Annotated in this window: 10 protein-coding genes; 1 reads left to right on the top strand and 9 read right to left on the bottom strand. The window is 74.5% G+C overall.

Annotation, left to right across the window (positions count from 1 at the left end):
- Positions 1-12: 12 nt before the first annotated feature.
- Complete coding sequence (locus E2E34_RS05620; RefSeq protein ID WP_138900791.1) at positions 13-672, bottom strand: TetR/AcrR family transcriptional regulator; 660 nt, start codon at positions 670-672, stop codon at positions 13-15.
- 245 nt (positions 673-917) lie between these two features.
- Between E2E34_RS05620 and E2E34_RS05615 the strand changes: the two genes are divergently transcribed.
- Positions 918-2225, top strand: a complete 1308-nt coding sequence (locus tag E2E34_RS05615; RefSeq protein ID WP_138900790.1) for a M6 family metalloprotease domain-containing protein — start codon at positions 918-920, stop codon at positions 2223-2225.
- 14 nt (positions 2226-2239) lie between these two features.
- Here E2E34_RS05615 and E2E34_RS05610 read toward each other — a convergent pair whose 3' ends face one another.
- The 8 genes from E2E34_RS05610 to E2E34_RS05575 all read right to left on the bottom strand — a co-directional run bounded on the left by E2E34_RS05610 (position 2240) and on the right by E2E34_RS05575 (position 13868).
- A complete protein-coding gene (locus E2E34_RS05610) occupies positions 2240-3937 on the bottom strand; it encodes a class I adenylate-forming enzyme family protein (protein WP_208765155.1) in 1698 nt (565 codons plus the stop codon).
- Positions 3938-4052: 115 nt separating this feature from the next.
- Positions 4053-5063, bottom strand: coding sequence for an NAD-dependent epimerase/dehydratase family protein (locus E2E34_RS05605; protein WP_167518219.1), 1011 nt, complete (start codon positions 5061-5063; stop codon positions 4053-4055).
- A 124-nt stretch (positions 5064-5187) separates the two neighbouring features.
- The gene (locus E2E34_RS05600) at positions 5188-6321 is read right to left on the bottom strand and encodes a hypothetical protein (RefSeq protein ID WP_138900789.1); all 1134 of its coding nucleotides are present in this window, start codon (positions 6319-6321) and stop codon (positions 5188-5190) included.
- Complete coding sequence (locus tag E2E34_RS05595) at positions 6318-7019, bottom strand: HAD-IA family hydrolase (protein WP_138900788.1); 702 nt, start codon at positions 7017-7019, stop codon at positions 6318-6320. Before E2E34_RS05595 ends, E2E34_RS05600 begins: the two co-directional genes overlap by 4 nt.
- Positions 7012-8259, bottom strand: a complete 1248-nt coding sequence (locus tag E2E34_RS05590; protein WP_138900787.1) for an ATP-grasp domain-containing protein — start codon at positions 8257-8259, stop codon at positions 7012-7014. The genes E2E34_RS05595 and E2E34_RS05590 overlap by 8 nt, the downstream gene beginning before the upstream one ends.
- A gap of 163 nt (positions 8260-8422) precedes the next feature.
- Positions 8423-10957, bottom strand: coding sequence for a non-ribosomal peptide synthetase (locus E2E34_RS05585; protein ID WP_138900786.1), 2535 nt, complete (start codon positions 10955-10957; stop codon positions 8423-8425).
- Positions 10954-12576: an AMP-binding protein gene (locus E2E34_RS05580; protein WP_244315524.1), complete on the bottom strand. Its 1623-nt coding sequence runs from the start codon at positions 12574-12576 to the stop codon at positions 10954-10956. The genes E2E34_RS05585 and E2E34_RS05580 overlap by 4 nt, the downstream gene beginning before the upstream one ends.
- A complete protein-coding gene (locus E2E34_RS05575) occupies positions 12555-13868 on the bottom strand; it encodes an enoyl-CoA hydratase/isomerase family protein (protein WP_138900785.1) in 1314 nt (437 codons plus the stop codon). Before E2E34_RS05575 ends, E2E34_RS05580 begins: the two co-directional genes overlap by 22 nt.
- Positions 13869-13976: the final 108 nt, after the last annotated feature.

Here is a 13976-nt window from a genome sequence, read left to right as displayed (position 1 = left end):
GGCGGGTGGGAGTCAGGACTCCCGGCGCAGGTCCTCCAAGGTCGCGGGTGAGCCGGGGAGAACGGAACGCGCCGGCGCCTCCAGGCCGTCGAGGAAGATTTGCAGGTGCCGGTGCACGAACTGGTCGAAGTGCGTGCAGGCACTGCCCGGCAGGGGCCGGGTGAGCTGGGAGAGGCCGACCAGCAGATCGCCTACGGCCACGTCGTCACGGAGCCGCCCGGACCGCCGCGCGCGCTCCATGAGGCCGTCGACGGCCCCTTCCAGGCGGTTGCGCGCGGCGAGCAGTTCCGGGTGCTCCTTGTCGAAGGCGCCGGAGAGCATGGGGCACAGGGCGCCGATGCGCTCGTCGGCGGCCGCGTGGACGAAGCGGCGCAGCGCGTCGAACGCGTCGGCCTCCTCGGCGCCGGCCGCCTCGGCCTGGTCGGTGGTGCGGGACATGACGGAGACGACCACGTGGTGGATCAGCTCGTCGCGGTCGGGGAAGTGCCGGTACAGCGTCGCGTTGCCGACGCCCGCACGGCGGGCGATCTCGTCGAGCGGGACCTCCGGGCCGAACTCGACGAACATCTCGCGCGCGGCCGCGACGATCCGCTCCCGGTTGCGCAGGGCGTCGGCCCGCGGGCGCGGGGCACGGCGCCGGGCGGCGGTTTCGGTGCGGGTGACGGTGGCCACGGCGCTTCCTCTCGTACGTGATCGGGTGAACCGGGGACCGAGTCCCCGGTTCGGCGAACACTGTTGCAAACGGGGAGAGCGTCCCCGGTTATTTCCTCCCGGAGCACATGTGAGCCGGATCACAGCGCGGGCCGGAAATTCGCACGATCGGGCCACCCAGCGGGCGCCCGGACGGCCCCCGGCACAGGGTGATCGAACGAGAGCAGTCTGGGACGGCCGGCTGCCGCGGACCCGAAGGCGAATCTATGCAGCGGACCCGCCCCCGGATACGCAAGCCCCGCCACATCGTCAGCGTCGCCGTCCTCACCGGCCTGGCCCTCACCTCCGTGACCTCGGCCGGTTCGCCCCTCGCCGGCGGTTCCAACGCCGCGTCCGGCCCGGTGTCCGGTGCCGACCAGGCCGTCTCCGTGCCCGACGAGGCCGCCCTCAAGCCGTGCCGGATAGCGGGCACCATGGGCGTACAGATGTCGGAGGGGCTGCCGACGCCGCCCGGGTACGCCCGCTCGACGGGCGACGTACGCGCCCTCACCCTCATGATCGACTTCGTGGACGCCCCGGGGAAGGGCCCGGCGCGCGACCGGTTCGAGGAGTTCTTCCCGCAGACGACGCGGTGGTTCGCGACCAGTTCGTACGGGCGGCTGCGCTACCGGCCCGTCACGCCGTTCACCGACTGGGTACGGATGCCGCTGCCCTTCGCGGCGTACGGGATAGACCGCGGCTCGCCGTACGAACCGGGCTACCGCAATCTCGTGCAGGACATCATCGCGGAGACCGACGACCGGGTGGACTTCCGCGCGTACGACCTGGTGAACATCCTCGTCACGCCCAACGCCGGGCCCTCGGCCCTGGACACCGTCCTGTCCGTCACCTTCTCCGGGCACGACGACGCGCCGCGCGCCGACGGCGTCCCGCTCGCCAACACCTCGTTCGTCTACAGCCGCCAGGACGACGGGTCCGGATCGTACGGCGAGACGGGCTTCCGGGTGCTGCCGCACGAGAACGGCCACGTCTTCGGACTGCCGGACCTCTACACCGTGGACGGCGGCGGGGCGGTCGGGCACTGGGACATCATGTCCGAGGACTGGGGCGCCAACAACGACCTGCTGGGCTGGCACAAGTGGAAGCTGGGCTGGCTCGACGGCGAGCAGATCCGCTGCGCGTCCGCGCGCGGCACCACCGAGCACGTCCTGGCGCCGCTCGCCGCCCGCGACGCCGGCGACCGGGCGAAGCTGGTCTTCGTACCCCTGACGGAACGGACGGGGTACGCCGTCGAGGTGCGCACCCGGGCGGGCAACGACGACGCCGTGTGCAAGCCGGGTGTGCTGATCTACCGCGTCGACGCCGACGTGGACACGGGCAACGGCCCCGTCACCGTCGCCGACAGCGAGCGCGACAGCGGGGGCTGCACGCGCCAGCCCAATGTGCACGCGGAGCTGTCGGACGCTCCGTTCGAGGAGGGCGAGTCGTTCCGGGACCGGCAGTACGGGGTCCGGATCTCGGTGGGCGAGGAGGACGGGCGCGGCAACTACCGGGTCCGCGTCGACCGGCGCTAGCCGGCCGCGGCGCTTCACCCGCCGCCGGTCGACCCACCGCCGGCGAACAGGCCGGCCGCGGTGCGCAGTTCCCGCTTGAGGACCTTGCCGGTGGCGTTGCGCGGCAGGGGTTCGTCCCGTACGAGCACGTGCGCGGGCACCTTGAACGCGGCGAGCCGCCCGCCGACGTGCGCGCGCAGTTCGTCCGCACCGGCCGTGGCGCCGGGCCGCCGCTGCACGACGGCGGCGACCTCCTCGCCCAGGACGGGGTGGCCGACACCGAGCACGGCGGCGTCGAGCACGTCCGGGTGGGCGTGCAGCACGCTCTCCACCTCGGCGCAGTACACGTTCTCGCCGCCCCGGACGACCATGTCCTTGATGCGGTCGACGATGGCGACCCGGCCGTCGCGCACGGTCGCGAGGTCCCCGGTCCTGAACCACCCGCCGTCGGCGAAGGCCCGGGCGGTGGCCTCGGGGTCGTTCCAGTACCCGCGGAACAGCGACTGCCCGCGCAGCCACAGCTCGCCGACCTCGCCCTCGGGCAGCGGCTGCCCCTGCGGCCCGGCGACGCGTACGTCGGTGCCCGGTGCGGGGCGGCCGACGCTGCCGGGGTCCGCGCGGTAGGACGCGCCGAAGTTGGCCATCACGCCGCCGCTGGTCTCGGTGAGCCCGTAGCCGTTGCGCGGCTCGACGCGCTCGCCGTAGCCGGCGGTGAGGCGGGCGACGAGACCGGCGGGCGCGGCGGCCCCGCCGGTGTTGAGCATCGCGAGGCTCTCCAGGCCGTCCCCGGCGGCCTCGGCGGCGTCCAGCAGTTGCAGGGCGGTGGCCGGCACGCCGGCGTAGTGCGTGACGCGGTGTTCGCGGATGAGCGCGAGCGCCCGGCCGGCGTCCCACTTGCGCATGAGGACGAGGGCACCGCCGGCCGCCATGACGGAGTACAGCGCGGTGAAGGCGGCCACGTGGAAGAAGGGGAACGTCATGAGCGACACGGGGGCGGGCCCCTGCCCCGGGATCCGGCCGCGCCCGAGCGCGGAGAGCGCGGCGTGGAAGCGGGGGTGGGTGGCGGCGCCGGTCTGGGCGAGGTGGGTGGCCACGGCGCCCTTGGGGCGGCCGGTGGTGCCGGAGGTGTAGATGATCGTGGCGTCGTCCTCGGGCCGTACGTCGACGTCCGGCGGCCCCAGCAACGGATCGGCCGCCCGGATCCCCTCGTACGCCTCGCCCCACTCCCCCGCGTCGCCGTGGAACACCACCACGGTGGGCGGCTCCTCGCGGCCCGCGACCCACGGCTCGACCCGGGGGAGGCGCTCGCCGTCGACGAGCAGCACGCGGGGCGTGCAGTCGTCCAGCGCGTACGCGACCTCCGCCTCGGTCCACCAGGCGTTGAGCGGCACGGCGACGAGCCCGGCCAGCTGGGCGGCCCAGAAGGCGACTTGCCACTCGGGGTGGTTGCGCATGGCGATGACGGCCCGGTCGCCGGGCACCAGCCCGTGCACGTCGGCGAACCGGCGGGCCAGGGCGCAGGCCGCCGCGAAGAACTCGCCGTACGTGTACGTCCCGCTCTCCGCGACCAGGAACGGCCGGTCCCCGTACGCCCAGGTCGCCTCGACGAACTCGCGCAGCGTCCGGGGCCCGGTGGCGTACAGCGGGCCGCCGTCCTCGCCGCGCACCACCTCGAAGGGCGCCCCGGGTGCGGTCAGCGCCGCTTCGGCGCGCAGCGGATCGTTGTTCGGCACGGACCGACCTCTCCAAGCGGTTGCTCAGTCCTGCGGACGCTATGCCGGGGGCCGCCTCCCGTCAAGATCCGTGCATCGGCCATCTTTCTGCCGCGCGTGCGCCGCCGGCCCGCCCTCAGGCGCCGGACGGGCCGGATCCGGCGGCCTCGCCCGCCAGGGCCCGCGCCTCCTTCTCCGCCGGGACTCCGTCGGCGAGCGGCGGTGCGACGCCGTCGGGCAGCGCCTGCCGCCAGGCCCAGGTGTCCCGCACCGTGTCGAGCACCGGACGGCACCGCAGGCCGGTCGCCAGCGCCCGGGACACGTCGCCCGCGTGCACCGCCGCGTGCAGCTCGCTGCCCGGCGGCGCCCAGATCGGCAGCTCGCTCCACGCCTCGACGCCGGCCGCCTCGACGGCCTCGGGCGGCGTCCAGCACAGCTCGGCGTCCGAGCCGGTGACCCGCAGGCACGCGTCGAGGAGGCCGCCCATCGTGGTGTGCCCCGGCGGGCCGACCATGTTGTACGGGCCGTGCAGCCCGGCGTCCAGGCCGTCGAGCAGCCAGGCCGCGAGGTCGCGGGCGTCGACGTACTGGAGCGGGGTGTCGCGCGGGCCGGGCGCGAGGACCCGGCCGCCCCGGGCCACCCGATCCAGCCACCAGGTCAGACGGCCGGGGGTCTCGCGCGGGCCGAGGATGAGCCCGGCCCGGACGATCAGGGTGCGCTCCTCGCCGAACTCGCGGAGCACGGCCAGTTCCGCGCCGCGCTTGTCCGCCGGGTACTCCGTCGCGTCGGCGTCGGGGTCGCCCTCGGCCAGCGGCCCGTCCTCGTCGAGACCCGCCGGTGCGGGCCAGGCGTACACCGAGCGGCTGGAGACGAACGCGTAGCGGCCGGCCCGGCCGGACAGCAGCCGGGCCGTGTCGCGCACGGCGGCCGGGCCGGCCGACCAGGTGTCGACGACCGCGTCCCACGAGCCGCCGGCGAGGGCGGCGAGCCCGTCGGACGCGGTGCGGTCCCCGCGCAGGACGCGCACACCGGCCGGCGCCGGGTGTTCGCCCCGGTGGAAGACGGTGACCTCCCAGCCCCGGTCGCGCGCGGCCTCGGCGACCGCGCGGCCTCCAAAGTCGGTACCGCCGAGCAACAACAGCTTCACAGCTTCCCCTGCGCCTTCTCTGTGGTGATGGTGTCGTCCCGCCGGGCCGTCCGGCGGCCGGGCGGCGTGCGCGGGGCCGGCGTGCGCCGGCCTCCGGACGCCGCCCGGGCGCCGCCGGCCGCCGTCACCCGGCCGTCCGGGCGCGGTACGCCGCGAACCGCTCGCCGATCTCCCGGGCGCGGCCCTCCGCCTCCGACAGCTTCATCTCGGGGCAGTCGTACCCGAGTTCCTCGGTCATGATCGCCATGGCGGCCGGCTCGAAGACGACGGTGCCGTCGGGGCGTATCTCGCGGATGCCGTCCTGCACCTGGCCGGAGACGTTGATGGCGTGGGCCTCCTCCTCGGTCATGCCGTCCGGCAGCAGCGGCCGGAACTTGCCCGACTCGATCGCCACCGGGAACCCGCCGAGCGCGCCGTCCGCGCCGGGCGCGTGCACGACGGCGTCGCGCTCGTCGGCCAGCGGCTCCAGGACGCTGAGGGCCGAGGCGGCCGTCATGGTCTGCCCCGGCATGCCGCCGGTGCGGCGGTACTGGCCGGGAAGCCGGTTCAGCAGCGCCTCGACGTCCAGCTCCGCGGTGATGTCGCGGCCGTCGACGCGGATGCCCAGGCCCATGGCGGCGGGGCCGCTGTTGCCGTGGCGCGACAGGCGGTGCGAGACGTAGTGGTGGGCGACGAGCCGCACGTCGATGTCCGCCGTGCTGCGGCCGAGCTCGTCGGCGACGGCGGCGGTGATGCCGGGCACGTTGTTGGCGACGTTGCCGATGCCGATGTCGGGCGACAGGCCGATCGCGGCGAGCGCCGGGTGCACGGCGTCCGGGTAGGCGGCGTTGACGACGACGGCCTCGGTGCCGGAGAGCTTGACGGCCTCCATGGCCTTCATCACCGGGACCAGGTGCATCGGCAGCCACGGGCCGTAGTTGGCGGCGTACACGCGCTGGAAGGCGGACGGCTCCAGGGTGGAGATGACCCACCACGACTGGTAGCTGGCGGCGAGGAAGACGACGTCGGGCGCGAAGGCCGCGATGCGCTCGGCGGTGCGCGCCACGTCCGTCAGGTCGGTGACGGCGTGGCTGACGGTGGGCGCGTATCCCCGCTGCACCGCGCAGAAGCGGGTCAGGTTGGCGGCGCGCAGCACCACTTCCTCGTCCCGGCCGACGAGCTGCACGTGCCGGTCGGCGGCGCTGTGGGCGAGCTCGTGGAAGGCGCGGCGGCCGATGTCGCCGGCGCCCAGGACCATGATCTTGCGGGGCTTGTTCACGAAGTACCTCCGAGGTGAGCGGTGGCGAGCGAGGAGGGGGCCGCGAGCCGGTGCGCGTCGCGGACCAGGCGGGGCAGTTCCCGCATGGAGGGGAAGGCGAGGGCGCCGTCGCGGTGCGGGCCGACGGCCGGATCTGCGGTGTACTGGAGGACCCGCATGCCGGCGGCGAGCGCGGCGTCCACGCCGACCGGGCTGTCCTCGACGACGACGCAGTCGTCCACGTCGGCGCCGCATTCGGCGGCCGCCCACAGGAAGAGCTTCGGGTCCGGCTTCCAGGCGTCGATGTCGTACGCCGAGAACAGCCGCCCCTCGAAGTGGTGCAGGATCCCGGACTTGCCGAGGCGGTCCGCCATGATCTCCGGCGGGCTGTTGGAGGCGACGCACATGCCGGTGCCCAGGGCGGAGCTCAGCTGCTCCAGGGCGTACGCGACCCCTTCGACCGGTTCCAGCCAGGAGCCGATCAGCTCATCGCACTTGGCGCGGGCGCGCGCCATGGCGTCGGCGGGCGGCGCGCACCCGGAGATCTCCTCCATCAGGTCGATGCACTCCTGCATCTTCTTCCCGGAGAAGAGCTCGTCCCGCTGCTCCTTGGTCAGGTGAAGCCCCATCAGCTCGCCGATGTGCGCGAGCCCGCCGTTCTCGGCGTCCTGGGTGTCGACCAGGACGCCGTCCAGGTCGAAGATGACGAACTCACTCATAGCTGATCCAGTCCACGTTCTCGATGGCGGCGACGGTCGCGGCCAGTTCCCGGTGGTTCGCGGCGGAGCCGATGACGGCCGCCGTGTTGCCGCGGGCGCCGATGCGCCAGTCCGCCGCGGCGCCCGGCTCGGCGAGCACGGTGACGCGGTCCACGTTCGGCAGCCGGCGCAGGGTGGAGACGTTGCGGATCGCCTTCACCCGGCGGGCGCCGGCGGGCGGCACGGTCAGGTAGTGGAAGGCGATCGGGCCGTCCTTCTTGACCTCGGGCGTCTCGTACGGGCGGCCGAGCGCGGCGGCGACCGCGACGTACGCGGGGTCGGAGGTGCCCGAGCGGACCGCGAGGTCGTCGACCCAGGCGCCGAGGCGGCCGTTGACCTCGATGACCCGGGGGCCTTCGGCGGTCAGTTTGATCTCGACGTCGGCGACGCCGTGGATGTTCAGGGCGCGCACGGCGCGGCACGCCAGGTCGCGTACGGCGCGCTCCTCGTCCTCGGGGACGACGGAGAAGCCGCCGTAGCCGCCGCGCTCGCGGAACGGCTCGGCCAGCGCGAACTTGCTGGTGACGAAGACCGGACGGACGTCGTCGCCGTCGGCGACGCAGTCCACCGCGATGTAGTCGCCCCAGGGCACCGGGGTGTCCCGGCCGACCAGCAGCTCCTCCAGCATCACGGCGGTCTCGGTGGGGCCCTCGCCGTCGCCGGAGAACATTCCGGCGAGTGCGGCGTGGCACTCCTCGGGTGTCGTGACGGCCTGGGTGTTGCGGCTGGAGGCGCCGATCACCGGCTTGATGATGGCGGGCAGTCCGACGTGTGCGAGTGCCTCGCCGGCCTGCTCGGCCCCGGTGATCGTCCGGAAGCGGACACTGTCGACGCCCGCCTGCGCGAACCGCTGCCGCTGGAGGTCCTTGTGCGTGATCGCGTCGACGTCGGCGGGCCGGTGGTAGCGCAGGCCGAGCGCGTCGGCGAGCCGGACGGTCGTGGCGATCTGGAACTCACTGAAGGTGATGATGCCCGCCGGGGCGAGCGCCCGCAGCGCGTCCACGAGCTCCGCCTCGGTGCGGCCCGCGGTGTCCACCACGGTGCCGACCGTCTCCAGCGTCGGGATCATCTCCCGCGCGTGGTCGGTGCCGGCCGTCACGAACACCAGCGAGCAGCCGTTGTCCCGGGCGGCTTCCGCCAGCCGGGTCGGTGCGAGGCTCCCCGTGTCGTAGACGACGAGAAGCACCGGCTTGTCACTCATGGGTCAACCTCTGTGTTCCGGGGCCCGTGCGGTGCAGGGGCCTGCGCCGGGGCGCGTGTACGTACGGACGATTCGGTGCGTAGCAGGGCAAGTCGGCGCGCGAAGGGGTGCGCCGGCCCTGCGGACGGCCGGGGCGGCGGTCCGCAGGGGCACGGCGGGCGGGTCAGGCCGCGGGGAACCCGCCGGCGCGGCGCGCCGCGGTCAGGGCCTTCGCGAGCGTCTCGACGGTCGAGCAGGTGAACAGCACCCGCACCGGGATCTCGAGGCCGAACTCCTCCTGGAGCCGCAGCGCGACCCGGGTGGCGGTCAGCGAGTCGCCGCCCAGCTCGAAGAAGTCGTCGTGGGCGCTCACCTCGTCGGCCCACAGCGCCTCGGCCCAGATCCGGGCGACCGCGCGCTCGGCGGGCGTGCGGGGTGCGACGAACGCGGCCTCCAGGCCGGTCCGTTCGCCGTCCGGGGCGGGCAGCGCGGTGCGGTCGGTCTTGCCGCTGGTGGTCAGCGGCAGCCGGTCGAGGAAGACGAAGGCGCCGGGCACCATGTAGCCGGGCAGGCCCCGCCCGCACCACTCGCGCAGGGCGCCGACGCCCGGCGCCCGGCCCGCCGCCGGCACGCAGTAGGCGACGAGCGCCTTCTCGCCCGGTACGCCGCCGGGCACGTCCTCGCGCACGGTCACGACGCAGGCGTCCACGTCCGGGTGAGCGAGGAGCGCGGACTCGATCTCGCCGAGCTCGATGCGGAAGCCCCGTACCTTCACCTGGTGGTCCAGGCGTCCCAGGAACTCCAGGTTCCCGTCCGGCAGCCACCGCACCAGGTCCCCGGTGCGGTACACGCGGGCCCCCGGGCCGTCGGCGGCGTACTCCGGGAAGGGGTGCGCGGTGAACCGCTCCCGGGTCAGGTCCGGGCGGCCGAGGTAGCCGCGCGCCACGCCCCGGCCGCCGATGAGGAGTTCACCGGGTACGCCGACCGGCACCGGCCGGTCGGCCTCGTCCACGACGTACACCTCGGTGTTCGGGGTGGGCCGGCCGATCGGGACCGGTCCCGCCGCGTCGCGGATCTCGGCGACGGTGGCGTAGACGGTGGTCTCCGTGGGGCCGTAGCCGTTGACGACGCGGCGGCCGGCGCGCAGCATCTTCGCCGCCAGGTCGGCGGGCAGCGCCTCACCGGCGGTGAAGACGGTGAGCTCGCGCGGCTCGGGCCCTTCGCCGAGGGCGTCGAGCAGGGGCCGCCAGGCCGACGGGGTGGCCTGGACGAGGGTGGCGCTGTGCCGGTCGACGAGGGCGGCGAGCTCGCGGGGCGCGTGGACCTGTTCGCGGTCGGCGCCGATGATCCGGCCGCCGGTGATCAGGGGCAGGAACACCTCGACGTTCGCGATGTCGAAGGTCGCCGACGTGGTGAACAGGACCCGGTCGCTCGCGGGCGCCGGGAAGATCTCCCGCATCCCGAAGAGCAGGCCGACCAGCGAACCGAGGGTGATCGCGACGCCCTTGGGGGTGCCCGTGGACCCGGAGGTGTAGAGGACGTACGCGAGGTGGTCCGGACCGGCGGCCGGCTCGGGGTCCGCGTCGCCGCACGCGGCGACCGCCGCGCGGTCGGTGTCGACGGCGACGAGCAACCGCCCCTCGCCCGCGAGGCGTCCGCGCAGGGACTCCTGGGTGACGACGACGGGCGCGGCGGTGTCGCGCAGGACGAAGTCGAGCCGGTCGACGGGGTGTTCGGGGTCGAGCGGTACGTACGCCCCGCCCGCCTTCAGCACCGCGAGCAGCGCGACGACCAGCTCGGGTCCGCGCTCCAGGCAGACACCGACCGGAACGTCCGGTGCGACGCCGAGGGAGCGCAGGTGGTGGGCCAGCCGGTTGGCGCGGGTGTTCAGCGCGGTGTACGTCACTTCCTCGTCGCCGAACACCACGGCGAGCGCGTCGGGCGTCAGCCCGGCCCGTTCGGCCACCAGCTCGGCCACTCCTCGCCCGGCCGGGAAGGCCGCCGGCCGCGCGCTCCACTCGGTGAGCAGCAGGTGCCGCTCGGCCGCGCCGAGGATGTCGAGGTCGCCCGGTGAGGCGCCCGGGGCCTCGGCGACGGCGGCGAGCAGGGTGAGGTAGTTCCCGGCGAACCGCTCGGCGGTCGCCGCGTCGAACAGCGCGGTGCTGAAGTCGACGTGCACCTCGATCTCCGCCTCGCGGTCCTCGAAGACCAGCGCCAGATCGGGCGGGCAGGTGCCGGCGGGCGTGGCGGGCACGGCGTCCGGGGCGAACAGCGCCTGCACCAGCGGGTGGTGGCCACCGTCCGGCTCCGGGGCGAGGGCCGCGACGAGGTCCAGGAACGGGACCTCGGGCCGGGACTGCGCCCCGCGCAGCGCCTCTCCGGCCCGCTCCACCAGGTCCCCGAAGGCCGCGGCCCCGGCCAGGCCGGTGCGTACGACGGTCAGCTCGCCCGCCAGCGGCGTGCCGACGGCCACGTCCTGCCGGCGGCTCCAGCGGCCCAGCAGCAGCTGGTACGCCGCGAGCAGCACGACCGGCAGCGGCGCGCCGTATCCGGCGGCGGCCTTGCGCAGGGCGTCGGCCGTGCCGGCCGGGACGGTGCGGGTGCACCGGGCCGTGCCGGGCTCGCGCACTGCGGGGCGGGGGCGGTCCGCGGGCAGTTCCAGGGGTTCGAGGCCGGCCAGTTCGGTGCGCCACTGGTCCAGCACGGTCGCGTCAGTCATGACCCCTCCGGGGTGCCGAGGATCCGCGCCAGGGCGTTGCGGTCCGTCTTTCCGTTGTCGTTGAGCGGCAGGCCGTCCAGCCGGGTGAGGCGGGCGGGCACCATGTGCAGCGGGACCTGCTCGCGCAGCCAGGCGTCGAACCGGGCGGGGTCCGTCTCCCGGCCGGCGTAGGCGGCGACCAGCTCGGTCTCGCCCTCCGCCGTCGGGAGCGCGACCACCGCGACGTCGACGACGGCCGGGTGGCGGCGGACGACCGCCTCCACCTCGCCGATCTCCACCCGGTGGCCCCGTACCTTCACCTGCTGGTCGAGCCGGCCGCAGTGCACCAGGACGTCCCCCTCGCGGCGGACCCGGTCCCCGGTGCGGTACCAGTGGCGGTCGGTGAGCGGCGCGGAGCCGTCGTACACGGCGGCCCGGCCGCCCTGCTCGTACGACAGGAACCGGCCGGCGTTCTCCCGGGGGTCGAGGTAGCCGTCGAACCGCTGCGGGCCGCGCACGCACAGCTCGCCCTCGTCGCTCTCGCGACCGTCCTCGTCGAGCAGGACGCCCTCCATGCCGGGGTACATCGTGCCGATCGGGACCGTGCCGCCGGTGAACTCGGGCCACGTGGAACTCGGGCCGGTCAGAAGGTGGTTGGAGCAGCAGATGACCAGCTCGGTGGGGCCGTACACATTGTGGATCCGGGAGTGCGGAGCCACCTCGCGCCACAGCGCGGCGTGCTGCGCGGTGACCGGCTCGGCCCCGAACATGCTGTGCTTGAGCGTGACGCAGCGCCCGAGCGGGAGGTTGCCGAGCCGCTGGGCCTCGCGGACCACGGAGGGCACCGAGAACCAGTGGGTCAGCTTCCGCTCCACGACGAAGTCGACCGGCGCGTACAGGTCGGCCGCCGACGGGACCACCAGGGTGCCGCCGCCGCCCCAGGTCGCGAAGAGGTCGAAGGCGTGCGCGTCGAAGGTCAGGCCGAACACCTGGGTGAGGCGGCTGCCCGGGGCGATCTCGTAGCGCGGGATGTTGTGTTCGAGGTACGGCGAGAACTGGCGGTGCAGGATCGGCACGCCCTTGGGCTGGCCGGTCGACCCCGAGGTGAACAGGATGTACGCCTCGCGTCCGAGGTCGGAGGGGACCGGCGGCAGCGTCTCCTCCAGCGCCCCCTCCAGCAGGTCCGGGTCGGCGCGCTCGTCCTCGGCGAGTTCCAGCACGGTCGGCCGGTGGCGCTCGGGGAGCCGGGCGAACAGCTCGGCGGTCCGCTCCTCGACCAGGGCGACGGCGACCCCGGCGCGCTGGGCGATGTCGAGGTTGCGCTGCTGCGGGTAGTCGGGGTTCAGCGGCACCACGGCCGCGCCGAGCCGCTGGATCGCCAGGTAGCCGGCGTACGCGCCCACCGAACGGGCGGCGGCCAGGGCGACCCGGTCGGGCAGCCCGCCGTGCTTGCGCACGATGCGGGCGGCCAGCACCAGGGCGAGGCGGCGCAGTTCGGCGTAGGTCAGGACCTCGTCGCCGATCTCCAGCGCGGGGTGGCCGGGCAGCCGCAGGGCCGACTCCTCGAACCACTGGTACATCGTGCGGTGCGGAAGGCCGGGGGTGAGGGGGTCGGGGGTCATCGGTTCCTCGATATCCATGTGCGTTCCAAGTTCTCGACCAGGTCACTGCTGGTCAGCCGCCTGCACTGCTCCACTGCGTACGCGGCCATGTAGTGCCGGAACACGTCTTCGGGCTCCTCGTGGGCGTGCAGGACGCGGCGGTTGTTGACGACGGCCGGGTTGGCCAGCTCGGCGGCCGCGGCCCGGACCGCCGCGTCCAGCCGGTCGCCGGGGACCGCCTCGTCGCACAGCAGCCGGCCCTCGGGCGAGACGGCGTCGATCCGGCGGTCGGCGAAGATCGCCTGTCGGGCGAGCCGGTTGCCCCCGACGCGGGGCAGCCGCAGGTTGGCGGCGCCCGGGATGATGCCCTCGCGCAGCGCCGGGAGGGTGAAGTAGGCGTCGTCGGCGACGATCACCCGGTCGAAGACGAGCAGGATCTGCGCCCCGCCGCCGATCGCGAAGGTGTCCACGGCGGCGATCCAGGGCTTCTCGATGGGCTCCGGCAGCCAGCCGGCGCCGTCGTCCGGGACGCTCAGCCCTCGGAAGATCTTGTTGATGTAGCCGAGTTCGCGGCCCAGGAAGAAGTCGATCAGGGAGATCTCGCCCTCGTACAGGCGGGTGAGGTTGATGCCGGCGCTGAACACCCGGCGCCCGGCGTACCGCGGATGCGTCATCGGCCCGCCGCGCATCACCCCCACCCGTACCGAGTCGTCCAGGAGCACCAGGTCGACGGCGGCTTCGAGGGCCGACACCAGCAGGTCGTCCTCGGCGTTGAGGAACCGCGTGTTGTGCACGGTCACCTCGCCGGTGTCGCCCCGGCGGCGCACCGAGACGAGGCCGAAGTCGGCGTGCCCGGTCGCCCGGAAGCCGGGCAGCGCGGCCAGCGCCTTCTGAGTGGGCCTGCGCATGGCCTCCAGGAGGTGCGGGCCCGCCGTGGCGGAACGCAGCAGCCCCCAGAAGAAGATGCCGTGGTCGGTCTCCCGGCCCTCCTTGTCGCGCTGCGGCCTGCGCCGCTCCTCCTCGGTCTGCTCCTTCGTCGGTACGAGGCCGGGCATCAGCTCCGCCGCGCGCTGGGCGAGGTCGTCCAGGCGCAGGAACTCGCTCCGCCCGTCGGTTAGTTCGTCGTACAGGCTCTCCGCGTGGCGCTCCATGAAGCGCCGCCGGGCCCGGCGGGCCGCCGTGTGCGGGAGGCCCGCCGCGGACCGGTCCGCCCCGGGACGCGCCAACGCGTCCTCGATCCGGGCGAGGTGGTCGACGGTGGCCGCGCGGTCGTCGGCGTAGCCCTGCCCGAGGGCCGGCGCCGGCGCGCCCGTCGTCGTGTCTGTCGTCATGCCGCCCCCGTTTCCAGCGCTGTCCGTACTGTTCGCGTCGCCTGAGTCGCCCGCGTCGTTCGCGTCGCCCGCGTCGCCCGCGTCGTTCGCGTCGTCGCCCGGCCCGCC

Origin of the sequence: Streptomyces albidochromogenes (assembly GCF_005981925.1) — a bacterium.
Taxonomy (GTDB): Bacteria; Actinomycetota; Actinomycetes; order Streptomycetales; family Streptomycetaceae; genus Streptomyces; species Streptomyces albidochromogenes.
Note: the sequence above shows the minus strand (reverse complement) of the source record. Positions and strands in the feature narration are given on the sequence as shown.

Coding starts and splice junctions, on each gene's coding strand:
- E2E34_RS05615 (WP_138900790.1), top strand. CDS start 918: ATGCAGCGGACCCGCCCCCGGATACGCAAGCCCCGCCACATCGTCAGC.
- E2E34_RS05595 (WP_138900788.1), bottom strand. CDS start 7,019: ATGAGTGAGTTCGTCATCTTCGACCTGGACGGCGTCCTGGTCGACACC.
- E2E34_RS05590 (WP_138900787.1), bottom strand. CDS start 8,259: ATGAGTGACAAGCCGGTGCTTCTCGTCGTCTACGACACGGGGAGCCTC.
- E2E34_RS05585 (WP_138900786.1), bottom strand. CDS start 10,957: ATGACTGACGCGACCGTGCTGGACCAGTGGCGCACCGAACTGGCCGGC.
- E2E34_RS05580 (WP_244315524.1), bottom strand. CDS start 12,576: ATGGATATCGAGGAACCGATGACCCCCGACCCCCTCACCCCCGGCCTT.
- E2E34_RS05575 (WP_138900785.1), bottom strand. CDS start 13,868: ATGACGACAGACACGACGACGGGCGCGCCGGCGCCGGCCCTCGGGCAG.